This is a genomic window from Hyphomonas sp. (genome assembly GCF_040882205.1).
Lineage (GTDB): Bacteria > Pseudomonadota > Alphaproteobacteria > Caulobacterales > Hyphomonadaceae > Hyphomonas.
Map to the genome: position 1 here is coordinate 1 of NZ_JBBEBT010000201.1, position 22,597 is coordinate 22,597.

At 62.8% G+C, this 22,597-nt stretch carries 23 protein-coding genes and 1 tRNA gene; 16 read left to right on the forward strand and 8 right to left on the reverse strand.

From position 1 onward, the window contains the following. Nucleotides 1-1,033: 1,033 nt before the first annotated feature. The 10 genes from cpaB to WEA77_RS08370 all read left to right on the forward strand — a co-directional run bounded on the left by cpaB (nucleotide 1,034) and on the right by WEA77_RS08370 (nucleotide 12,288). Nucleotides 1,034-1,921, forward strand: coding sequence for a Flp pilus assembly protein CpaB (gene cpaB, locus WEA77_RS08325; RefSeq protein ID WP_368067406.1), 888 nt, complete (start codon nucleotides 1,034-1,036; stop codon nucleotides 1,919-1,921). A 46-nt stretch (nucleotides 1,922-1,967) separates the two neighbouring features. Beyond that, a complete protein-coding gene (locus tag WEA77_RS08330; RefSeq protein ID WP_368067407.1) occupies nucleotides 1,968-3,218 on the forward strand; it encodes a type II and III secretion system protein family protein in 1,251 nt (416 codons plus the stop codon). A gap of 5 nt (nucleotides 3,219-3,223) precedes the next feature. Further along, nucleotides 3,224-3,484 (forward strand): hypothetical protein, encoded by a 261-nt coding sequence (locus tag WEA77_RS08335; protein ID WP_368067408.1) that lies wholly within the window; start codon nucleotides 3,224-3,226, stop codon nucleotides 3,482-3,484. Then, nucleotides 3,484-4,695 carry a CpaE family protein gene (locus tag WEA77_RS08340; protein ID WP_368067409.1) on the forward strand — a complete coding sequence of 404 codons (1,212 nt, stop codon included), beginning with the start codon at nucleotides 3,484-3,486 and terminating at the stop codon, nucleotides 4,693-4,695. The genes WEA77_RS08335 and WEA77_RS08340 overlap by 1 nt, the downstream gene beginning before the upstream one ends. Next, nucleotides 4,692-6,071, forward strand: a complete 1,380-nt coding sequence (locus WEA77_RS08345; RefSeq protein WP_368067410.1) for a CpaF family protein — start codon at nucleotides 4,692-4,694, stop codon at nucleotides 6,069-6,071. Before WEA77_RS08340 ends, WEA77_RS08345 begins: the two co-directional genes overlap by 4 nt. A gap of 12 nt (nucleotides 6,072-6,083) precedes the next feature. Continuing rightward, nucleotides 6,084-7,067, forward strand: coding sequence for a type II secretion system F family protein (locus WEA77_RS08350; RefSeq protein WP_368067411.1), 984 nt, complete (start codon nucleotides 6,084-6,086; stop codon nucleotides 7,065-7,067). Between the two features lie 10 nt (nucleotides 7,068-7,077). After that, nucleotides 7,078-8,013 (forward strand): type II secretion system F family protein, encoded by a 936-nt coding sequence (locus WEA77_RS08355; RefSeq protein WP_368067412.1) that lies wholly within the window; start codon nucleotides 7,078-7,080, stop codon nucleotides 8,011-8,013. A gap of 40 nt (nucleotides 8,014-8,053) precedes the next feature. Beyond that, nucleotides 8,054-9,010 (forward strand): acetyl-CoA carboxylase carboxyltransferase subunit alpha, encoded by a 957-nt coding sequence (locus WEA77_RS08360; protein ID WP_368067413.1) that lies wholly within the window; start codon nucleotides 8,054-8,056, stop codon nucleotides 9,008-9,010. A gap of 26 nt (nucleotides 9,011-9,036) precedes the next feature. Next, nucleotides 9,037-9,996, forward strand: coding sequence for a thiamine-phosphate kinase (gene thiL, locus WEA77_RS08365; RefSeq protein WP_368067414.1), 960 nt, complete (start codon nucleotides 9,037-9,039; stop codon nucleotides 9,994-9,996). 117 nt (nucleotides 9,997-10,113) lie between these two features. After that, nucleotides 10,114-12,288: a sodium-translocating pyrophosphatase gene (locus WEA77_RS08370; protein ID WP_368067415.1), complete on the forward strand. Its 2,175-nt coding sequence runs from the start codon at nucleotides 10,114-10,116 to the stop codon at nucleotides 12,286-12,288. Between the two features lie 87 nt (nucleotides 12,289-12,375). Here the strand turns inward: WEA77_RS08370 and WEA77_RS08375 are convergent, their stop codons facing one another. Next, entirely contained in the window at nucleotides 12,376-12,915 is a 540-nt protein-coding gene (locus tag WEA77_RS08375; protein WP_368067416.1) for an outer membrane protein assembly factor BamE, read from the reverse strand. 12 nt (nucleotides 12,916-12,927) lie between these two features. Here WEA77_RS08375 and WEA77_RS08380 point away from each other — a divergent pair, with 12 nt between their 5' ends. From WEA77_RS08380 to WEA77_RS08400, 5 genes are all read left to right on the forward strand, one after another. Beyond that, nucleotides 12,928-13,500: a ubiquinol-cytochrome C chaperone family protein gene (locus WEA77_RS08380; protein WP_368067417.1), complete on the forward strand. Its 573-nt coding sequence runs from the start codon at nucleotides 12,928-12,930 to the stop codon at nucleotides 13,498-13,500. A 95-nt stretch (nucleotides 13,501-13,595) separates the two neighbouring features. After that, nucleotides 13,596-14,630, forward strand: coding sequence for a phosphate acyltransferase PlsX (gene plsX / locus WEA77_RS08385; RefSeq protein ID WP_368067418.1), 1,035 nt, complete (start codon nucleotides 13,596-13,598; stop codon nucleotides 14,628-14,630). Nucleotides 14,631-14,665: 35 nt separating this feature from the next. Next, on the forward strand, nucleotides 14,666-15,637 hold the full coding sequence (locus WEA77_RS08390) for a beta-ketoacyl-ACP synthase III (RefSeq protein ID WP_368067419.1): 972 nt from the start codon (nucleotides 14,666-14,668) through the stop codon (nucleotides 15,635-15,637). 87 nt (nucleotides 15,638-15,724) lie between these two features. Continuing rightward, nucleotides 15,725-16,018 carry an integration host factor subunit alpha gene (locus WEA77_RS08395; RefSeq protein WP_368067420.1) on the forward strand — a complete coding sequence of 98 codons (294 nt, stop codon included), beginning with the start codon at nucleotides 15,725-15,727 and terminating at the stop codon, nucleotides 16,016-16,018. Between the two features lie 20 nt (nucleotides 16,019-16,038). After that, nucleotides 16,039-16,503 carry a MerR family transcriptional regulator gene (locus WEA77_RS08400; RefSeq protein ID WP_368067421.1) on the forward strand — a complete coding sequence of 155 codons (465 nt, stop codon included), beginning with the start codon at nucleotides 16,039-16,041 and terminating at the stop codon, nucleotides 16,501-16,503. Nucleotides 16,504-16,523: 20 nt separating this feature from the next. Here WEA77_RS08400 and WEA77_RS08405 read toward each other — a convergent pair. The 5 genes from WEA77_RS08405 to WEA77_RS08425 all read right to left on the reverse strand — a co-directional run bounded on the left by WEA77_RS08405 (nucleotide 16,524) and on the right by WEA77_RS08425 (nucleotide 20,325). Beyond that, nucleotides 16,524-16,600: transfer RNA gene (locus WEA77_RS08405), tRNA-Pro, on the reverse strand. An 80-nt stretch (nucleotides 16,601-16,680) separates the two neighbouring features. Then, a complete protein-coding gene (locus WEA77_RS08410) occupies nucleotides 16,681-17,127 on the reverse strand; it encodes a hypothetical protein (RefSeq protein WP_368067422.1) in 447 nt (148 codons plus the stop codon). A 5-nt stretch (nucleotides 17,128-17,132) separates the two neighbouring features. Further along, complete coding sequence (locus WEA77_RS08415; RefSeq protein ID WP_368067423.1) at nucleotides 17,133-19,295, reverse strand: S9 family peptidase; 2,163 nt, start codon at nucleotides 19,293-19,295, stop codon at nucleotides 17,133-17,135. 124 nt (nucleotides 19,296-19,419) lie between these two features. Next, the gene (msrB, locus tag WEA77_RS08420) at nucleotides 19,420-19,824 is read right to left on the reverse strand and encodes a peptide-methionine (R)-S-oxide reductase MsrB (RefSeq protein WP_368067424.1); all 405 of its coding nucleotides are present in this window, start codon (nucleotides 19,822-19,824) and stop codon (nucleotides 19,420-19,422) included. 45 nt (nucleotides 19,825-19,869) lie between these two features. Further along, nucleotides 19,870-20,325 carry a MaoC family dehydratase gene (locus WEA77_RS08425; protein WP_368067425.1) on the reverse strand — a complete coding sequence of 152 codons (456 nt, stop codon included), beginning with the start codon at nucleotides 20,323-20,325 and terminating at the stop codon, nucleotides 19,870-19,872. 139 nt (nucleotides 20,326-20,464) lie between these two features. On the opposite strand from WEA77_RS08425, the gene WEA77_RS08430 reads away from it, so the two are divergent. Beyond that, a complete protein-coding gene (locus tag WEA77_RS08430) occupies nucleotides 20,465-20,821 on the forward strand; it encodes a DUF4870 domain-containing protein (RefSeq protein WP_368067426.1) in 357 nt (118 codons plus the stop codon). Nucleotides 20,822-20,827: 6 nt separating this feature from the next. Here the strand turns inward: WEA77_RS08430 and WEA77_RS08435 are convergent, their stop codons facing one another. Then, nucleotides 20,828-21,970 (reverse strand): aminotransferase class V-fold PLP-dependent enzyme, encoded by a 1,143-nt coding sequence (locus WEA77_RS08435; protein WP_368067427.1) that lies wholly within the window; start codon nucleotides 21,968-21,970, stop codon nucleotides 20,828-20,830. After that, on the reverse strand, nucleotides 21,967-22,597 hold a 631-nt coding region (locus WEA77_RS08440; RefSeq protein ID WP_368067428.1), incomplete at its 5' end, for a family 1 glycosylhydrolase. The genes WEA77_RS08440 and WEA77_RS08435, both read right to left, overlap by 4 nt.

A 22,597-nucleotide genomic window follows, 5' to 3' on the forward strand; every position in this document is an offset into this window, starting at 1 on the left:
GTTCAATCTTGGCGTCGAACTTGGACAGATCGCCGTGATCGGCGCATTGCTGATGATGGGCTGGATCGTCAACCGGGTAAAGTCTGGCCAGCTTTCGATTTTGCGATACGCGGTCGCGTATGCTGTCGGGATTGCTGGGACCTACTGGTCTTTCGAGCGGGCAATTCAGGCGCTTTAGCGGTTTCGGTCAGTTTCCTGAACGGTATTGGAAATTTCAGTTCCGGACAAATCGCTACGTGATTACCTGCGATGCGAAAGGCGCGAATTGCTCGCTGGCTCGCTGCTCGCCTGCGGCACGAACAAGTTCGGCCAGGTAGCCCGCGACAGGGTTAATTTCGACAAGCTGGCCCGGGTCTCGATTGGTTGTGCATCTAAGTCGAAAATTTGCTCTGAGTAAGTCATTCGGCAACTGGCGGCCTGGGACCGGTTCCGGCGGAGAGGAGACACTGGAGAGCCATGATGGCCGGACGAAGGGCCAGCTGGAGTGTCATCTGGATTGGCTGCGTGCACTCCCCTCGCTGCATGAAGCTAAGGCTGCAGGACTGGTATTCGTGCATACAGGTATTGATCCTGACCGGCTTCCGGGTTGCGGGGAAAAGGTGCACTTGTGGACGCGCAGGCGGGAGCTCATGGCATCCACGATGCCGGACGACGCCGGCGCTGGAGCGTCAGCGGGTGATCCATGGTCATACTCCGACGCGGCACAGGCTCCCGCAAAGCGCCGAGGGTGGGCGAAGGCTTAATACTGATACGGGCGCTGTTTACGGTGGTCGTCTGATGCCAGCGTTGCTGAGGGCTGGGGACCCCACCTCTTCGTCCATGCTTGATCGCCAAAACCGTGGCAGCACCGGCAGGGCAGGCGAACTGTAAACACAATTTAAACCATATCGAAAGCCGGCCTTTTTTGATTGGTTAACGGCATGTTCTTTGCCCGGACGAGATTTGCCTGCCTTCTTTCAACCCGCTTTATCACCCTTTTGTTAAGCCTTAACGGCGAACACAGATGAACGCTGTCGGTATGAGGGCATCCAAAATGAAAGCTGCACCGCTGATCAGTCTCGGCGTCTCGGTCGCACTAGGCGCCGGCGCCCTCTTCTTCGGGAGCGCGTTCATATCCGGCGAGACGCCTGATTCGAACGCAAATGCCGCGCCCGCCATTGCGCCCGCCATTGCAATGACAAAAGTGCTGGTGATGACGTCAACCGTCGAGCCGGGCGCGATCATCGATCCGCAATCCGTCAAGGAAGTGGAATGGCCGGAGCGGTCCGTGCCTGAAGGCGCGCTTAAGAATGTCAGCCAACTCGGGCCGAAGGCGTATTCACGCGGCCTTATGGTGGCGGGCGAACCGCTGCTGCTGGCGAAGATCGACACAACGGGTTCTGCCCTCACGCTTGCTGCCGGGATCACGCCAGGCATGCGGGCGGTATCCATCATGGTGCGCAATGATACCGGCGTTTCCGGCTTCGTTCTGCCGGGCAACCGGGTGGACGTTAACGAGTTCATGGATCTGGAAGATGCCGGTGGGCGGCCCGAAGGTTCGCGCATTTCGGCAAACATTCTGGCGCGGCCAGTGCTGCGTCATGTGCAAGTGCTGGCGGTGGGCCAGTCGTTCGATCCGAACATGGAAGGCGCAGTGCCTTCGCAGACCGTGACGTTGGAAGTTACGCCGGAGGACGCGCTGCTGCTGGGCGCAGCGAGCCAGCGTGCGTCGCTGGGCCTCGCTTTGATCAGCCGCGATGAACAGGTGATGGTCGCCGCGATCACGCCCGATAAGCCTGCAGCCCTGAAACGCATGGCGCAGCCATCAGGCGTGCGCCGTGCGCCGGCGAACACCACCGTGCGCGTGATCAATGGCGACAGCGATGTCGAAGTGTCAGCGCCCATCTCGCGGGCCGAAACGAAACCTGAGGAAAACCGTTGATGCGCCTTGCCCGGACCATTTCTGCAATGGCCATGGTTGCCTCTATGTGGCGCTTCCTGTTTCGGCCTGGACGCAGCGCTCTGCGGCAGACGGGGCCGAACGCCTTGAAGTGCGGCGGGGGCAATCTGCCGTCGTCGAGGCGGATGGGGCATTTGCGACGATTGTGGTGGCGGACCCGGAAATTGCGGAAGCAATGGCGACGTCCGACCGGTCTTTCTTCTTGCGGGGCAAGAAGCCGGGCACGACGACGGTGCTGGTCTACAATGCCTCTGGTGCGATTGCCGAGTTGATCGAAGTCGAGGTCAAACTTGGCCTCGAGGAGCTGCGGGCTGACCTGAAACGCCTGCTGCCTGGCGAACCGATTGACGTTTACCCGGTGCATGACGGCGTGTTCCTCGATGGACGGGTGACGACCGCTGCGGCAGCCGAAATGGCGCTGCAGGTGGCCGAGCGGTATGTTCCAGGCGGCGTGGCGAATGGATTGTCCGTGGGTCAGAGCCAGCAGGTGATGCTGGAAGTGCGCTTCCTTGAGGCGAGCCGCAGCGCGGTCCGAGAGATCGGTTTCGGCAACACGATTGATTCCAATAACTTCGCGACGTCTACAGACAGCAGTACGGTGTCCGGCCTTGCCGAGAAAACCATGGCTTTGTTTACGAATGTCGGCGGCGAGAATATTGACGTGCGTATTCGCGCGCTGGAAGAAAAGGGAATGATCCGCACACTGGCGGAGCCGAACCTTGTGGCGCTGTCAGGCGATACGGCGAGCTTCCTGGCGGGCGGCGAGTTTCCGATCCCGGTGGCCAGCAAGGACAACGAGATCACGATCGAATTCAAAAAATTCGGTGTCAGCCTCGACTTCACGCCAACGGTTCTGGGTGACGGACTTGTAAACCTCCGTGTACGTCCGGAGGTCTCCTCCATCGACCGGGCTAATGGTATCCGCACATCGAGCATCGAGATCCCAGGCATATCCGTGCGCCGCGCGGATACAACCGTGGAGCTGCATGACGGGCAGGCGTTTGCCGTAGCTGGACTGTTGCAGAACAGTTACTCAAATGATGTGCGCCAGACGCCATGGCTCGGCAATGTGCCGGTCCTCGGCTCGCTGTTCTCGTCCAAACGCTTCCAGCGCAACGAGAGCGAGCTGGTCATCATCGTCACGCCGCGTCTGGTCCAGCCGGTGGCGCACCCGGACCAGATTGCCTCGCCGCTGGATGCCTTTGCCGAACCTTCGGAGAGCGAGCTGTTCCTGCTTGGCAAGACCGCGGGTTTCGCCTCTCAGTCATCAGGGAATTGATCATTATGAAAAACTTGAAACACTTCGTCTTGCTGGTGACCTTCGGACTTCTGAGCGGTTGCGCGTCTGTTGATGCACAGGACCGGTTCGTGCTCGGGGCGGCCAACCAGGAAAATATCGCGGCCCAGTCTGGCCGTGACGTGAGCCTGCCGAACTCGCGCAAGGTAGAATCGACATCCGGCGTACGCGCCGTGGCCGCCATTAAGGCGCTCAATGAAGGCCAGACCAAAGAACTCGCCGGCAATGGCACCGGAGGCACAGAATAATGCAGTCCGCCGCCCAACTTCAGTCTGCGCCGCCGCCGGCTACCCCCGGGCGCAGCGTTTCCTCGATTGCCGTTCTTGCCAGTGCTGGCCGGATGAACGCGCTGAAAGCTGTTTGCGCCGATTTGCAGGATCTGGCGCAACTCGAGGCGCCCGATATCGTGACGCGCCACGGCGGCGGCCTGATCCTGATCGAGCAGGGTATGGATGGCTGGGAGCAGCTGTTGCTGCTGCTCGCCGTCGAGCGGCCATCGACCGCGGTGATTGTGGTATCGGACCAGTTGCCGGCGAATATGGTCCGCGCGCTTATGAAACTTGAAGCCTGGGATGTGCTCGCTGTTTCGGCGGATGCGGCGGATGTGATGGAAACCGGGGCGCGCCTGTTAGAGACGCGCGTGGAGACCAAGGACGGGCCGGCGAATGCGGTGTGCTGGGCGTTCCGGGGTGCAGCGGGCGGGGCGGGCGTCTCGACGCTGTCTATCGAGAGCGCCTTTTCGCTGGCGCGTCTTGTCGGCCCGGGAAAGGTCTGCCTCGTGGACCTCAATTTCGCAGACGGCATGACGGCGTCCTTCCTTGAAGCCATTCCGAAGCTGGACCTGTCGGCGCTTTCGGCGGCGCCGGAGCGTCTGGACGCGCGCTTGCTGGCGGCCTGGTGCTGGCAGCATGAAGACGGTGTCTCGATTATAGCCGCGCCGCGAAATCCTGACGCGGATGTGCTCGCTAGCGAGGCGGCCGTGTTGCGCCTCCTGGACGTAACCTGCGCCGCCTTTCCCTATGTGATCCTCGACATGCCGCGTCACATGATGCCTTGGACCAAGTCGGTCATGGCGGCGGTGGATCAGGCGGTCATCGTCAGTCAGATGACAGTACCAAGCCTGCACGCCGCAGCCGATATGTGCCGCGATGTGGATTTGCTGCGCGGCAAGACCAGCAAGGCGCGGCTCGTGCTGAACCGGATGCTTCAGAAGAAGCAGTTCCAGGCGGGCTTTCCGGTCGACCAGGTCGAGAAGGCCATCGAGCGCAAGATTGACGTTACGGTAACCACAGACTGGGACGCTGCGCGGACGGCTGTCAATCTCGGCAAACCGATTGCCAGTGTGAAGCCAAAAAGCGCGCTGGTGATGGATGTGGACGCAATGGTCCGCAATTTTACGCCAGACGGCATGATCGAGAATTCCCAGACCACCAAATCAACAAAGAAGGCGCGCGCATGAGCCGTTTCGGATTCTCGCCTACCGTCAAGACGAATGAACCGGTTGTCGCCGCGCCGCCGGTGGCAGGCTCGTCGTCCACCATACATGCCAAGCCGGAGTCGGCAGGGTTTGACCTGCTCGACGCAAAGCTCCGTGTGCATGCGAAACTGATCGACGAGCTCGATCTGTCGGCGCTCGACAAGCTGGACGATGATACGATGCGCCGGCGGGTCCGCGGCATCATCGGCGAGATCATCCGCAAGGAAGAAATGGCGCTTTCGTCTACCGAGGAAGCGTCGTTCGCCGATGCCGTGATGGACGAAATGACCGGGCTCGGCCCGATCGAACCTCTGCTCAAGGATGATTCAATTGCGGACATTCTGATCAACGGCTGCAACCAGGTCTATGTCGAGCGGCACGGGAAATTGCAGCTCGCGCCGGTGCGCTTTGCCGACAATGACCACCTTCTGCGTATCGTCCAGCGCATCGTTGCCGCCGTCGGCCGGCGTGTGGACGAGAGCCAGCCGCTGGTCGATGCGCGCCTGCTGGATGGAAGCCGGGTCAACGCGGCCGTGATGCCGATTGCAATTGACGGGCCGCTTGTTTCTATCCGGAAATTTTCCAAGTCGCCTCTGACGATGGACAAACTCGTGAGCTTCGGCGCCATTCCGCAACCCGTGGCAGATTTTATCCTTGGCGCTGTGAAGTGCCGGGCTTCAACTGTGATCTCGGGCGGTACCGGATCGGGCAAGACAACGTTGCTGAATGCGCTCTCGGCGGCTATCAACCCGGATGAACGCATGATCACGATTGAGGACGCGGCAGAGCTGCAACTTCAGCAGCCGCACGTCGCGCGGATGGAAACACGTCCACCGAACATCGAGGGCAAGGGTGAGATCCGCCAGCGCGAACTCGTCAGGAATGCACTGCGGATGCGTCCCGACCGGGTGATCCTCGGCGAGGTCCGTTCCGAAGAGGCCTTCGACATGCTGCAGGCCATGAACACCGGTCACGAAGGCTCCATGGCGACCATCCACGCCAACAATCCGCGTGACGCGCTGACGCGTCTCGAGCAGATGGTGATGATGGGTGGGATGAAGATTTCCGAGGAAGCGATCCGCGGGCAGATCGCCTCGGCCGTGAACTTCATTGTGCAGGCGACGCGTCTGTCTGACGGTTCGCGCAAGGTCGTGTCGATTGCGGAGATCACCGGTATGGAGGGCTCGGTCGTGCAGCTGCAGGAAATCTTCAAGTTCGAGCGTACGGGAACAGCCGAAAATGGCAAGGTTCTGGGATATTTCGCGGCGACCGGACTTCGCCCAAAATTCCTCGATGAGATGGAACGCAAGGGCGTCGTAATGCCACCAGGCATGTTCGATCCGTCCAGCCGGTTCTGATCGGGAGCGCGCGTGTTCGGCTTTTTTGACCTGCTGGGTTCTGACCCCGCGCTGATCATTCCGGCGGTGATGGCGATGGGCGCCATTGTCATGGCGACCCAGTCCATACTTGGACTGGTGTCAAACGCCCGGACGCAACGCATCGTCAACCGGCGCCTGCAGTTCAAGGAGCGCTACGCCACCCACAACGAGGCGATGGTCGAGTTGCGCAAGAGCCGGGGTCTCGACCGGGACGGCAACCTCACTATATCTCTGCGCTGGTTGAATAAGCTGATTGTGCGCTCGGGCCTTAAGTTCGAACCGGTGAAATGGGCGGCGATGTCTGCGGCGGGATCGCTCGTACCGGCGGCGCTGGCATTCGTATATGTGGGCGGGATCTGGGTCGCAGTGCCTGTCTATATCGTATTCCTGCTGGTGGCGCCGCTGGCAGTGACCAGACATATCGCCGGCCAGCGCGCCAGGAAGATGGCACGCCAGTTGCCGGACGCGCTGCAGATCGTCTGCCGTAGCCTGGAAGCGGGCCACCCCGTGGCGACTGCTGTGTCGCTGGTGGCACGCGAAATGCCGGATCCGATCGGTACGGAGTTCGGCATGACGGCGGATGAGGTGGCCTATGGCATGTCGCTGACCAACGCCGTTCAGCGCATGGCGGAACGGGCGGGTGACCCGGACGTGGAACTATTTGCAGCCACCGTGCGCCTGCAGGAGAAGACCGGCGGCAACCTCACCGAACTCCTGAAGTCCAACACAGATACCATCCGTGGACGCCAGACCATGCGGCTGAAAGTGCGCGCAGCTTCGGCCGAAGGTCGCACCTCGGCAATGATCCTTACCTCGGCGCCATTCATGGTGATGGCCGCCATCCACATGCTGCGCCCGGAATTCTACGGTAATGTGATCAATGATCCGCTGATCCAGTACGGCTTCGCCGGGCTGCTTGTGTGGATGATCATCGGCAATATCGTCATGAACAAGATGATCAACTTCAAGATGTGATGCGGACGCGATGAGCCTTTCTGTTCTCTCTGGACCCATGCTGCCCGCCGCGCTATTCTTTCTGGCGATGCTTGCCGCGATTCCGGGCGTCATTGCCTTCCTGCGCAATCGCAAGGCCGATGAAGATGTCAGCCGCCGCCTGACGCGCCACAATCCGAATGCTATTGATCAGGCGCGCCAGGGCGGGAGTGCGATTGGCCGCGCGGTAATGGGTCTCGCCGACAATGCTGCGCCAATGGAAGGCGAAGAAGTCAACGCTGTCCGCGGCAAGCTGAACCTTGCCGGCTTCCCGCAGAAGAATGCCGTCTCGCGCTATTTCGCGGCGCGCTTCGTCTGCGTTGTCATTCCGCAGATCGCGCTTTTCTTTTCGCTACACTACTTTTCGGACCTGCCGAATTACGCACCGGTCGGCGTTTCCATCCTTCTGGCGCTCATCGGTCTCGCGGCGCCGGGCATGTATCTCGACATGGAGATCAAGAAGCGCAAACAGGCCGCCTCGATCGGCTTTCCGGACATGATGGACCTGCTGGTCGCCTGCGTCGAAGCAGGTCTCAGCCTGGACGCCGCCGTGCAGCGCGTGGGCGAGGAACTGGAACTGCGCCATCCGATCATCGCCGCTCACATGCGCACCCTGTCGCTGGAGCTGCGTGCGGGGCGGGAACGCAAGAAAGCCTGGGGTACCTTTGCCCGCCGGCTGGGCCTGGAGGAAGCCGGATCGCTCGCCACGATGCTGCGCCAGGCCGAGGAAATGGGCACGTCTCTCGGTCAGACCCTCCGGGTTTTCTCGGCCGATATGCGTCAGCGGCGCATCCTCATGGCAGAGGAAAAGGCCATGTCCCTGCCAGCTAAACTCACATTGCCCTTGATTTTTTTCGTATTTCCGGTCCTTCTTGGCGTGCTGACGCTGCCGGCTGTCGTGATGCTGGGCAGATCCCTTCCGTCATAAGCGGCTAGGCGAAGCGACGGCGGATTGCTAGGAAACGCGCATGCCGACCTATCTCGAATTCGAAAAACCGATCGCCGAACTCGATCTGAAGATCGCCGAGCTTGAAGCCCTCGCCGCGCGCAAGGACGGCCCGTTGATCACCGACGAGCTGACCAAGCTGAAGACGAAGTCCGCCAAGCAGCTGAAGCAGATCTATTCCGATCTCGACGCCTGGCGGATTACTCAAGTGGCGCGCCACCCCGACCGGCCGCACTTCTCGGATTTCATCGGCTCGATTTTCGAGGAGTTCGAGGAACTCGCCGGCGACCGCCATTTCGGCAATGACGAAGCAATCATCGGCGGGCTTGCCCGCTTCCGTGGCCGCTCGGTGGTCATCATGGGCCATGAGAAGGGCCGCACGACCGAGAAACGCCTGAAGCACAATTTCGGCATGGCGCACCCGGAAGGCTACCGGAAGGCCGTGCGCCTGATGGATCTTGCCGAGAAGTTCGGCATGCCGGTTCTCAGCTTCCCGGATACCGCCGGCGCCTATCCCGGCAAGGGCGGCGAGGAGCGCGGCCAGGCTGAAGCCATCGCACGCGGCACGCAGCGCGGCCTCTCGCTCGGTGTTCCGTTCGTGACGCTGGTGATCGGCGAGGGCATGTCGGGCGGCGCCATCGGTATCGCGGCGGCCAACCGGGTGCTGATGATGGAATACGCGATCTATTCGGTGATTTCGCCAGAAGGCTGCGCCTCGATCCTCTACCGCGACCCCGCCAAGGCCAAAGAGGCCGCCGAATCGATGGCGATCACGGGGCCAGACCTTTTGAAGCACAGGATCGTCGACGCCGTCGTCCGGGAACCCGTCGGCGGCGCACACCGCGATCCGCAGCGTGCTATGGCCTCGGCCGCAAAAGCACTCGACGCCGCTTTGCGCGATCTGGAAGGCCTGACGCCGGCAGAACTGCGCCGCCAGCGGCGTGACCGGTTCTATGCGATTGGCCGTGAGGGGCTTTAGGCCCCTCCCGGTTGCGGTGCGCCGGCATGGCTGAACGCGACTGGATCCGGCGATACTTCGCCCCGCTCGCCTGTTCGCAGGGCGCAGCCGGGTTGACCGACGACACAGCCGAACTTTACCCCGCTTCTGGTCCGACCGTGATCACGACCGATGCGATGGTGGAAGGCGTGCACTTTCTGGCCACCGATCCTATCGACACGGTGGCGCGCAAGCTGGTTCGAGTGAATGTTTCCGACATCCTTTCCAGCGGGGCCATGCCCTCTGAAGCGCTGCTCACACTTGGCTGGCCCGCAGATCGGCCGGAAACGGAGCTGGCGACATTTGCAGCGGCGCTTGGGGAAGAGCTCGGCGCCTGGATCGCCGGGCTTATTGGCGGGGATACCGTTTCGAGCCCGGCGGGATTATTCCTGTCGCTGACGATGACCGGGCGCTGCCTCGGCACAAAGCCCGTCCGCCGGAGCGGCGCAAAAGCGGAAGATGACCTCTGGGTGACGGGAGAGATCGGCGGCGCGCGTCGCGGGTTCCTGGCCCGGGCTGCGGGCGAGGCAAGCCCCTGGATCGGTGTCCTGCACGCACCCGACCTGCCACCCTTGGCGGCCGCAGGCCTGCTGGCGCGCCATGCGACGGCAGCGATGGATGTGTCGGACGGCCTGCTCGGGGACGCCCGGTCGCTGGCCGAGGCGTCCGGCGTCGGCGCCGAAATCGACTTCGAATCAGTGCCATTTGCTGGCGGCGCAGCAAATCTTGCCGAAATGATCGACCTCGGGACCTGGGGCGATGATTACCAACTGCTCTTCACGGCGCCTCCGGATGCACGCGAAGAGCTTCTGCTGGAGGCCGCGCAGCAGGGCATCCGGATGTCCCGCATCGGTCAAATCCAGGCGGAGCCGGGCCTGTTTGTTACATCGGAATCAGGCCCTGTTAACCTCCCTGAAACTGTCGCCTTCGAGCATGGCAGAATCGGAATGCCTGCTACTCGCCCCTGACGAGAGGCAGGTTGCAGCCCAAGGGGGCGGATGGCAGGCAGAACCGTTGATACAAGGCGCCGCAGCCCCGCATTTGCCGGGCTGAACGGCATTAGGGGTTACAGGAAGGATTCACCTATGACTTGGTACATGCTTGCACTCGGTGCAGGGTTCCTGTCGGTCGCTTATGGCTACTGGCAGATCAATTCCATCATGAAAGCGCCCGCGGGCAATCCGCGGATGATCGAGATCGCCCAGGCGATCCAGGAAGGCGCCAACGCCTATCTCAGCCGCCAGTACCGCACCATCGCCATCGTCGGCGCTGGTGTGGCGGTTGTCCTCTTCTTCGCGCTCGGCTGGATGGCCGCGCTCGGCTTCATCATCGGCGCCGTATTGTCGGGCCTTGCCGGTTTTATCGGCATGCTCGTTTCCGTGCGTGCCAACGTCCGCACCACGGAAGCCTCGCGCAAGGGCCTCAATGAGGGCCTGCAGATGGCGTTCAAATCAGGCGCCGTCACTGGTATGCTGGTGGTCGGCCTCGCGCTTATCGGCATCGTTGGCTATTATGGCCTGCTCACCGGCCCGTTCGGTCTGTCCGTCGGCGACGAAGACCAGAAGCGCAGCATCATCGATGCGCTCATCTCGCTCGGTTTCGGCGCTTCGCTGATCTCGATTTTCGCCCGTCTCGGTGGGGGCATCTTCACAAAGGGGGCAGACGTCGGCGGCGACATGGTCGGCAAGGTTGAAGCCGGCATCCCGGAAGACGATCCACGCAACGCTGCCACTATCGCTGACAACGTCGGCGACAACGTGGGTGATTGCGCCGGCATGGCCGCTGACCTGTTCGAGACCTACGCTGTGACGCTCGTCGCCACGATGGTGCTCGGTGGCATCTACTTCGCCTCCTCGTCGTATATCGGCGAGATCATGATGCTGCCGCTCGCCATCGGTGCAATCTGCATTGTCACCTCGATCATCGGCACTTTCTTTGCCACCCTGTCGAAGGGCTCCACCGATGTCATGGGCGCGCTCTACAAGGCGCTCATCGTCACCGGCGTTCTGTCAGTCGGCGGCCTCGCACTGGCCATCGAAACCGTTCTTCCGGGCGGCCTGAACGGCACCATGGAAGGCGCAGGCGCGATCCTCGGCCTCGTCGATCCGGTGACCGGTGACGCGGCTGCCATCACGGGCTGGAAGCTGTTTGCTTGCGGCGTGGCGGGTCTGTTCGTGACCCTGCTGATCGTCGTGATCACGGCCTATTATACTGAAACAAAGTACCGCCCGGTCCGCTCGATCGCGAAAGCTTCCGAGTCCGGCCATGGCACGAACGTCATCCAGGGCCTCGCTGTCTCGCTCGAAGCCACCGCGCTTCCGGCTCTGACAATCATCGGCGGTATCCTGCTGACTTACAACCTCGCCGGCCTCTATGGCATCGCGATTGCGACCACCACCATGCTCGGCGTTGCTGGCATGATCGTCGCCCTCGATGCCTTTGGTCCGGTTACGGACAATGCCGGCGGCATTGCCGAAATGGCTGAACTGCCTTCGGAAGTCCGCAAGACGACCGACGCGCTTGACGCTGTTGGCAACACCACCAAAGCCGTCACGAAGGGCTATGCGATCGGTTCTGCCGGTCTCGGTGCGCTTGTGCTATTTGCGGCGTATGCGGAGGACCTGAAATACTTCTCGGCCCGCGCCGTTGAAGGATCGTTCTTCTACGGCGTCACGGTCGACTTCTCGATTGCCAACCCCTATGTCGTGGTCGGCCTCCTGTTCGGCGGCCTTCTTCCGTTCCTGTTCGGCGGTATGTCGATGATGGCGGTAGGCCGCGCCGCTCAAGCCGTGGTCGAGGAAGTCCGCCGCCAGTTCCGCGAAAATCCGGGCATCATGAAGGGCGAAGTGAAGCCCGACTATGGCCGCGCCGTGGACATCCTTACGCAGGCAGCGATCAAGGAAATGGTTGTTCCCTCGCTCCTGCCAGTGCTCTCGCCGATCGTGCTCTTCATCGCGATCTACCTGATCGCAGGCTCGGGCGCAGCGCTTGCCTCTGTCGGCGCCATGCTTCTCGGTGTGATTGTGACCGGTCTGTTCGTGGCCATCTCGATGACCTCGGGCGGCGGCGCGTGGGACAACGCCAAGAAGTACATCGAAGATGGTCACCATGGCGGCAAGGGCTCGGAAGCCCACAAGGCTGCCGTGACCGGTGATACCGTCGGAGACCCCTACAAGGACACCGCCGGACCGGCTGTGAACCCTATGATCAAGATCACCAACATCGTGGCCCTGCTGATGCTCGCCGTGCTCGCGCACTAGACATCTGCACACGGATCAAACAAAAGCCCCGGAACTTAGGTTCCGGGGCTTTTTCATGTTTGCACGGGAACAGGCAGAGACGGCCTGCTAGCGACGGCCGGTCGGGTTGTCCGGGGTCGCCTCGTCGGTGTTCGGCAGGCGGACCGCGCCGACCGTGCCGAAGATCTGTTCCCAGAGGCCGAGTTCCCGGCCGCGCGTCGCCGTCTCGCGAGCAGAATAGCTGATCACCTGGCCATCGGCGGCGGTATAACGCAGTACTTCGTCTACCTTGTCGTCTTCGCCGAAGCGGATGGCTGTAATGCTCCGGTCGGCGACCTTAGGCTTGTAGAAAGCGAAGCGCTCCTGCACGTCCGAGACGTAAAACCAGGTATTGGTGTCAAACAGGCCTTCGGTCGAGGGCGAACCGAGCTGCGCCGACACCGAAGACCGGCTGTCTTCGCCCGGCTTGATTTCGTAGGGCTGGACCTCGTCCGGGATATAGCCGTGGAAATCGCGTGCGGGCGTAAGGCACGCCGTCAGCGGCAGCGCGAGCAGGCTGGCCGCCAGGATGGCACTTTTACGCATGGAATTACTCCAGAAGGGCTTTGACGAACGAACTAGCGGCAGGTAACCGGGCTTGGCAAGCATGGGAGTGCATCCTTGACGGCATTTTCGGGCAACTGGTTCCAGCGCCGCACGGCGCGCCGGAAAGCGGCGGGCGAGGCCTATCGTCGGCTTCTGCGCCAGGCGCTGGAGCCTTCCTGGTATCTGGAGAGCGCCGTGTCCGACACGTTCGATGGACGCGCCCGCATGATCACCCTGCTGACCAGCCTCGCAATTGACCGCCTCAGCCGTATTGCGGGGCCAGATATTGCGCCCCTGGCGGCGCGGCTGGATGAACTGGTGCTCGACGGGTTCGACGCCGCGTTCCGGGAGAAAGGGGTCGGCGACGCCTCTATTGCCCGCAAGGTGAGGAAACTCGCGCAGGAACATGCGGGGCTGGGCAAGGCGCTGTTTGCTGCCCTCAAAGACGACAGCAAGACGCAGCGGGCCGCGCAGGTGGACGCGGTCCTTCGCCGAAATGGCGTGGTGGCGCCCGGCCATGCGGGCGCGCTGGCGACGACCCTGCTGGACCTGCAGGCGCATCTGGCCGCACAGCCAGACGAGGAAATCCTGCATGGCCGGTTCGACTGGATGGCCGCAGGTGCCGGTCAAGGCACCTTGCAGCACTGATCCTGCCGCATCTGGCCCGTTGCCTTGACCCCCGGCGCCGCTTAAACCACGCGAAAATACTAAGAATCTGGCCACTCAAACAGGCACAGGACCGGATGAAACCCGCGCTGACGATTTCGATAGACGCCATGGGCGGAGACAATGCCCCCGGCATCGTGGTCGAAGGCGTGGCCAGCTTCCTCGAAAGCCGGCCGGCGATGCGCGCGCTGCTGCACGGCGACGAGGCAAAGCTAGCCCCGCTGGTCGCCGCCCATCCGGTGCTGCAGGCCCGCGCCGAGATTGTCCACGCAGTGGTCGAAAAGATATCCAGCGACATGAAGCCCAGCCAGGCGCTCCGGCGCGGCAAGGGCACGTCGATGTGGAATGCGCTCGAGGCGCTGCGGGAAGGCCGCGCGGGCGCTTCGGTCTCGGCCGGCAATACGGGCGCGCTGATGGCGATTTCAATGCTGATCCTGCGCAAGATGGACGGCGTGCACCGCCCCGCGATGACGGCCGTCTGGCCGACATTGCGCGGGCGCACGGTGGTGCTGGATGTCGGTGCGAACGTCGAGGCAGACGCCCAGCAGCTCGTCACCTTCGCGATCATGGGCGAGGCCTTTGCGCGCGCCACGCTGGGCATTGCGCGCCCGACGGTGGCGCTGCTGAATATCGGCTCGGAAGAGATGAAGGGCCATGAGGAAGTGCGCGAGGCCCACGAATGGCTGCGCGCCGCAGGGCTCGATCTGGACTATCGGGGCTTCGTTGAGGGCGACGACATTTCCACAGGCGTGGTCGATGTGGTCGTCACCGACGGCTTCACCGGTAACGTCGCTCTGAAAACCGGCGAGGGCGTTGCCCGGATGCTGGCCAGTCACATGCGCGAGGCGTTCACCGAGAGCCTGATGTCCAAAGCGGGCGCTGTGCTGGCGATGAACGGCCTTAAGCGTTTGAAATCATTGATGGATCCCAGCAACGTCAATGGCGGCGTCCTGCTCGGGCTCGGCGGCATATCCGTCAAGAGCCATGGCAGCGCCGATGCGCGCGGGTTCGCCCGTGCGTGTGAAATGGCGGCCGACCTTGCCGCAAGTGATTTCCAGGGCGAGATCGCCACCAACCTCGCAAAGATTGGAACCGGCGGGGTCGCCGCCTGAGGGCGGCGCGCGGGTTGTCGAAAGGACGTATGAGCATGGCGCGGCGCAGTTTCATTCTCGGAACCGGAAGCTACCTGCCCGAGCGGGTGCTCTCGAATGCTGAACTCGCCGGAATGGTCGAGACCTCGGACGAGTGGATCCAGGAGCGTACCGGTATCCGCCAGCGCCATGTTGCTGCCGACGGCGAACTGACCTCCGACATTGCGACCGCCGCCGCCCGGCGCGCGCTGGCCGCAGCCGGCATAGACGCGTCGGAGATCGACCTGATCGTCCTTGCCACAACGACGCCGGACCGCACATTCCCCGCCACAGCGACCGCCGTGCAGGCCAAGCTGGGCATTTCCGGCGGTGCGGCGTTTGACGTGCAGGCGGTCTGCTCGGGTTTCCTGTTCGCGCTCGCAACTGCCGACTCAATGCTCAAGCAGGGCCTGTTCAACAAGGCCTTGGTGATCGGCGCGGAGACGTTCACGCGCATCATCGACTGGTCGGACCGGGGCACCTGCGTCCTGTTCGGCGACGGCGGCGGCGCAGTCGTGATTGAGGTGCGCGAAGGCGAGTTCGCCGCCGATGAGGGCATCATCACGCACCATATCCGCACCGACGGCACCAAGTCCGACCTGCTCTATGTCGATGGCGGCGTCAGCTCCACCGGCACGATCGGCCATGTCCGCATGGAAGGAAACCGCGTGTTCAAACATGCCGTGGCCAACATCTCCGCGGCCATCGAAGCCGTGCTCGACGAGACGGGCCTCACTTCGGCGGACATCGACTGGTTCGTGCCGCACCAGGCCAACAAGCGCATCCTGGACGGCGTGGCCAGGAAGCTGAGCATCCCGGAAGACAAGGTCGTCATCACCGTCGACCAGCATGCCAACACGTCCGCCGCATCGATTCCGCTGGCGCTGGACCATGCCGTGCGCACCGGCCGCGCCAAGGCCGGCGATCTGATCCTGTCTGAAGCTATGGGTGGCGGCTTTTCGTGGGGCGCGAGCCTTTTCCGCCTCTAATCGCACCTGTTCCAGATTTCACTAACGCGACTGCTAGGAATTCGTTAAGATACCGGGCTTAGGCTTTTTCGAAAGGCGAATGGGCAAATGAGCAGCGAGACCGTTACCCGTGCTGAAGTCACTGACGCGATCGTTCGCGAAGTCGGCGTGACCCGCCAGGAGTCTGCTGACCTGCTCGATCGCACGCTCGAACTGATCGGCGCCGCCCTCGAACACGAGGAAGAAGTGAAGCTCGCCCGTTTCGGTAACTTCGTCGTGCGCTCAAAATCTGCCCGCGAAGGGCGCAACCCCAAGACCGGTGAAGAGGCCCCCATTGCGGCCCGCCGCGTCGTCACCTTCCGTCCGTCCCCGATGCTGAAATCGCTCGTCGGCCGCGACTGACCCCCCCACAGGATACCTGCATGACCGCACTCAAGTCCCGGATCGAAAAATCTTCTTCTGCCTTCCGGTCGATCGGTGAAGCAGCCAGTGAGCTTGGCCTCGAGACGCATGTGCTGCGCTATTGGGAAACCCGGTTTCCGAGGGATGTGCGGCCGATCAAGCGCGACGACGGCCGCCGCATGTTCCGCCCGCAGGACATGGACGCCCTGCGTGCCATCCGCATTCTGGTGCACGAGCGCGGTATGACGCTAAAAGGCGCCAAGACGATGCTGGCAGAGCAGGGCATCGAAGCAGTCCTTGCCGGCACCGCCGCGCTCTCGTGCACTGCCCTCGAAACGGTGATCAGCCCGGCGCGTGAATTGCAGGCCAGCGTCGCCCGCGCCTTTGCCGCACCGGACCGCAAGACCCGGCTCGAGGATGTCCTTCAGGACCTTGCCGACATCAAGACCCGCATCGACGCCGCCCGCGTCCGCCCGGCAGCTTGAATGTAAGTTTTTGGATTGTTTGGTCGGAACGAGAGGATTCGAACCTCCGACCCCTAGTCCCCCAGACTAGTGCGCTACCGGGCTGCGCTACGCTCCGACCGAACGCGCTGTATAGGCAAAGGCCTTCGCCGCTGCAACCGGGATAATCGCGCTCATGATGCCGTCTGAGTGCGAAGCCTAACCCAAAACCGCCTGCCGCAGCGCCCGCGCATCCCACAGGGCGTTGTGCTGCACGGCGTCGGAGATTTCGGTTGGATAGGCCGAGGCATGCATCAGGCGCAGGGAGAGGTCCGGTATCTGCACCATCTGGCCGGGCGCGATGATCAGGCATTGCATCAGGTGCATCAGGTCTTCCGGCCAGTCGGCCACGATCACCGGCTCCGCATCCGTTGCAAGGAAGCCCTGGATCGCCCTCCCGAACTTGGCGAGTGGCAGCACATCCGGGCGCGCATCGGAAAGCGACAGGAAGGGCAGCACATGCTCGGCTACCCATTCATGCGCGTCGAGCGCGTTCAGCTCTTCCTCCGTCCTGGCGAGGTAGAGCTCACCCGCTTCGCCCGAGAGGGCCAGGCTGATGAGATCGCCGCCGAAGCCGTTAAACTCGCAATCGAGGAAGTAGAGCAACGGCCCTACTCCGGCGTCGAGAGATCCACGCTGTCGATCTTGCCCGCCGCCGCCAGGGCGAAGGCATATTCGGTTGCCGTTTCCTTCAGGCCTTCAAACCGGCCCGAGGCGCCGAAGTGGCCCGAATCGAGATTGATGCGCAGGAAATAGGGGCCGGCGTTCGGCGCTTCGTGGCGCAGCTTGGCGGCCCACTTCGCCGGCTCCCAGTAGGTGACGCGCGGATCAGTCACGCCGCCGGTGATCAGCATGGGGGGATAATCAAGCTTGGCCACCTGATCATAGGGGCTATAAGCGAGGATCGTGTCATACGCCTTTTCGTCCGTGAGCGGATTGCCCCATTCCGGCCATTCCGGCGGGGTGAGCGGCAGGCTCTCGTCGGACATCGTGTTGAGCACATCAACGAAGGGCACCGCGCCGATGATGCCGCCGAACAGGCCCGGGTCCATGTTCGCCGCAGCGCCCATCAAAAGACCGCCCGCCGACCCACCCTGGCCGATCAGCTTGCCCCTGGAGGTATAGCCCTTGTCGACGAGATACTGGCCAGCGGCGACATAGTCCTTGAACGTGTTGGTTTTCTTGTCGAGCTTGCCATCGAGATACCACTGGTAACCCTTGGCCATCTCGCCGCGCGGATTGACGATGGCATAGATGAAGCCGCGGTCGACGAGGCTGAGGCGGCCCGTGCGAAAGTCCGCAGGGATGGTGATGCCATACGAGCCATAGCCATAGAGCAGCACCGGCGCGGTAGCGTCCTCCGGCGTATCCTTGTGGCGCAGCAACGTCACCGGCACTTGCGCGCCGTCCCATGAGGGCGCCATGATCCGCTCGACGACGTAGTTTCCAGGATTGTGGCCCGACGGGATCTCGCGCGTCTTTCGCAGCACGCGCTCGCGCGTCTCGAGATTATAGTCGATCACCTGGTCCGGCGTGGTTGGCGAGGCATAATCGAAGCGCAGGACCGGTACACCATACTCATAGCCGCCATCGAGGCCAAGATCGAAGGCCGCTTCATCGAAGCTGATCGAATGGCTATCGGTCATGCCCCGCTTGTGGATCACGATGCGCGGCAGGCCGCCTTCGCGTTCCATGATCGAGAGATAATCCTTCTGCGAAACCGAACCGAGCAGCAACGTACCCGGACGATGGGGGATGACGTCCGTCCAGTTCTCGAAAGAGGTTGACGACATTGGCGCCTTGACCAGCTTGAAGTCGACCGCGCCATCAATGTTGGTGGAGATGTAGAATTCGCCGTCCCAATGAGTGACCGAATACTGATGATCGGTCACGCGCGGGGCTACCAGGCGCAGGGTGGGGTTCAGTTCATCAGCGGGGAACCAGTAAACTTCAGACGTCGTGTGGCCGCCTGCGGAAATGAGGATCACTTCCTCGCTTTCGCTCGTCTCGAGATTTACGAAAAAGCCGGGGTCCTGCTCCTCGTAGATCAGTGTGTCGGTCCCGCTGGCGAGGTCGCGCTGGTAGACGGCGTTGGGCCGGCCATTTTCATCACGCTTGACCCAGAAGAGGGCTCTGCCAGTGGCGCTCCATTCGAATGGGCCATAGGCATTCTCGATCAGGACGCCGGTATCTTCGCCGGTCGCGATGTTCTTTACACGGATCTCGTAGTATTCGCTTCCCTTGAGATCGGTTCCGTAGGCGAGGGTCGCATGATCAGGTGAGGCTTCGAGGTCGCCGAAAGCGAAGTAATCCTGGTCCTTGCCCATTGCGTCGCCGTCGAGAAGGATCGTCTCCTCGCCGCCATCCGCGAACGCATCTTCTGCCGGCTTGCGCGCATAGATCGCGTACTCGCCGCCTTCGCGGAAGCGCGTGTAATAGGCCCAGCCGCTGTGGATCGACGGCACAGAGCTGTCATCTTCCTTGATGCGGCCACGCATCTCGTTGAACAGTTCCTCGCGCAGCGCGGTGGTCGTGTCTTCGAGGCGGGCCTTGGTGTAGGCATTCTCGGCTTCCAGATAGGCGCGGATTTCCGGCTTGAGCAGCGATGGCTCGCGCATCACCTCCTGCCAGTTCTCGTCCTTCAGCCAGCTGTAGGGATCATTGCGCGTGCGCCTGAGCTGCGTGATCTCGTGGTCGACCCGGGCAGCGACCGGCGGCGCGGGCAGCGCAGGCGCGGCGATCAGGCTTGCAGGCTCGGCAGTGTCTTTGGTCATCGTGCATCCGGAAAACAGGGTCGCTGCGGCCAACAGGCCAGCGAGGGGGGCAACAAGGTGCATGGAAGGCTCCGCTTATCGATAAGCGCGACACTGGATCACGCCGGCAGGGCCTGTCCAGCGCTTATTCGACGGGGCGGAAATCCAGCACCGCGCCGTTGATGCACCAACGTTCGCCAGTCGGCGGCGGGCCGTCCCGGAACACGTGTCCCTGATGCAGGGCGCAGGTGGTACAGTGGCACTCGGTGCGGGGATAGACCATCTTGAAGTCGGTCTTGGTGCCGATGGCGGCCGGGTCGATGGGCTGCCAATAGCTCGGCCAGCCGGTTCCGGATTCAAATTTGTGCTCGGACGACCAGAGCGGCGTGCCGCAGCCCTTGCAGTGATAAACGCCGGCGCGTTTCTCGTCCTGGAAATTGCCGGGCGTGAAGGCGCGCTCGGTACCCTCCCTGACGCCGACGCGGTAGGCCTCTGGATCGAGGATTTCGCGCCACTCGGCATCCGTGCGGTTGATCTTGGTCTTGGTCATCGGGGGGCGCTCCATACTTGGCTCGCCCCCAATATAGGCACGGTATCAGCCGTAGAGAACCGTGATCGACTCAGCGACGAGGGCCGGGCGGTCCTTGCCTTCGATTTCGACGGTAGCTTCCATCTTCATCGTCTTGCCGCCGGCCTTGGTTTCGACCGACAGGCATTTCTGGCGCAGGCGCACCTTGGAGCCGACCGGCACCATGTTGGTGAAGCGCACCTTGTCCGAGCCATAGTTGATGCCGCGGGTCGTACCTTCAACGCGCAGCACTTCGGCACCGAGCATCGGCAGCAGTGACAGCGTCAGGAAGCCGTGGGCAATCGGGCCGCCGATTTCCTTCGTGGCGCGGGCCACGTCGACATGGATCCACTGATGGTCGCCGGTCGCGTCAGCGAACTTGTTCACCCGGTCCTGGTCAATCGTGTGCCAGTCGGACACGCCGACTTCCTGGCCAGCAAGCGATTCGAGATCGGCGTATGAAACTTTACGGGGGTTGGCCATTGGGTCTTCCTAAGTTGCGTTTTGCCTGTTGTGGCGTGGCCACGGCGCTTCCGCAAGGGTAACGGCGCGTCAATTGTGGGCTGCTTGACTGGCGGCCGCATGGCCTCAAGGTAGCGCGTCCGCTGGAGGCCCGCGCCCGATGAACCCTGCTACCCTCTTTTCGTTCCGGAAGGGAACGCCCGGCCGCGCGCGGCTGATTTATGCCGGCCTGCTGGCGGGCCTGCTCGTGCCGGGCCTCAACTTCGTTGCCGCTGCCGTTGCCTGGATGGACCGGGGAGAGGGAGACGCCGTGCTGCAAAGCCATGCGCTGAACCAGCTGCACATCTTCGCCAAGAGCGTGATCTATGTCGCCATCGGGCTCGTGATGACTTATTTTCTTGTCGGGGTTCTGGTCATCCTGGCGACGATCATCTGGTACATCCTGCGCAATGCCAAGGGCCTGCAGTCGCTTGCGGCGAACCAGCCGGCCGAGAACCCGGCCAGCTGGCTGTTCTGATCCCCGTCAGCCGAGATGCCGGTCCAGCGCCGCAAGGAAGCGCGCGATGTCGGTTTGCGTGGTAAACAGGTGCGGCGTGATGCGCAGCCGGTTGCCGCGCTTGGAAACATAGATGTTCTCCGCCTTCAGTCGCGCGGTCAGGTCCGCCGGCGCCGTCTCCGGCAGCAGCGCGCCGAGATAGTGCGCCCCGCGGCCGCTTTCAGGCCCGGTCGCCAGGCCCCGCTTCTCCAGCGCAATGGCTAGCGTCCGGTTCTGGTGGGCCAGTGTCGCCTCGATATTGGCCACGCCCCAGTCGAGGATCTGCTGCACGGAGGCATGCAGCGCCGGCAGCAGCGCAAAGTTCGACCGCTCGCCCATGTCATAACGCTCCGCCCCCGGAGCGTAGGCGTCGGTATAGTCGATCAGGCGTGAGAAGTCCGATGCGCCTTCGCGCGTGATCCAGTTCTGCTCCAGCGGCGTGCCCTCCCGCCGGTGCGGCGCGGCATAAAGAAAGCCAGTGGCATATGGGCCCAGCAGCCATTTGTAGCCCGCCGCCACTACGAAATCCGGCCGCACGGCCGCTACATCGCACACCATCGCGCCGCAACTCTGCGTCAGGTCCAGCACCAGCGCCGCGCCCACCTCCCGGCACCGCGCACCCACCGCCGCCAGATCGATCCGCGCCCCGTCCGTCCAGCGCACGTGCGGGCAGGCGACAAGGCCGATGTCCGGCGTGATGGCATCTATAAGGGCGTCTGAGAGAGAAACGTTCCCCGTCACCGAGACGGTCTCAATCACCGCGCCGGTTGCCCGCGCCTGTTCGCGCCAGGTATAGACGTTGGACGGAAACTGGTCGGCCAGCAGCAGGATCTTTTGCCCCTTCGCCAGCGGCAGGTTGCGCGCCGCCGTCGCGAGGCCGTAGCTGACAGAAGGCACAAACGCGATGCCCGTCTCGTCTGCCCCGATCAGCTGCGCCAGCAGCGGGCGCAGTTTCTTCGTGTCCTCAAAAAAGTCTGTGTCCGGAATGGTCCAGGGCCGCAGCTTGCGCGCCACGCCGCGCTGCCCCGCCTCGGAGGCGGCCAGCGGCAGCGGGCCCATCGTCGCGACATTCAGATAGGCCACGTCGTCCGGAATATCGAAAAGGTGGCGCTGGTTCGGGATCAGGGTCATGTCGCGGCTTTGGCTCCGGCCAGTTCAGCGAGCAGATGATACGACGCCTTCGGCGTGCGTTTCAGCGTCTTGTAGTCCACATACACAATGCCGAAGCGCGGTCCGTATCCCATCGCCCATTCGAAATTGTCGAGCATTGACCAGACAAGATACCCGCGCACATCCGCCCCGGCCGCGCGTGCTTCCAGCACGGCGCCGAGATAGCGCTTGAGATATGACACCCGCGCCGCATCCTCCACACGCTCTGCTGCGTCCGGCTCGACATCATCCGCCATCCCGTTCTCTGTCACATAGACCGGCACACCATAGCGTTTCGATGTCTCCACCAGCATGTCGCGGAACGCCTCCGGCGCCACATGCCAGCCCATCAGCGTTGTCTCGGCTCCCTCCGGCGGGTTCGCATTTCGAAATCCGAACGCATTCTCGCGCGCCTGCGCATAGGTCGGCGAGTAATGGTTCAGCCCCAGCCAGTCGAGAGGGGCATAGATCGCTTCCTCGTCACCCGGTCGCACCCGCGCGCCCATCCACTCGCGCATGAGCGGATCATACTTGCCGAGAAAGACCGGATCCGCCGTGCCCCGGTTCATCGCGCAATCCATCATCGCCGCCGCTGCGCGGTCTTCGTCC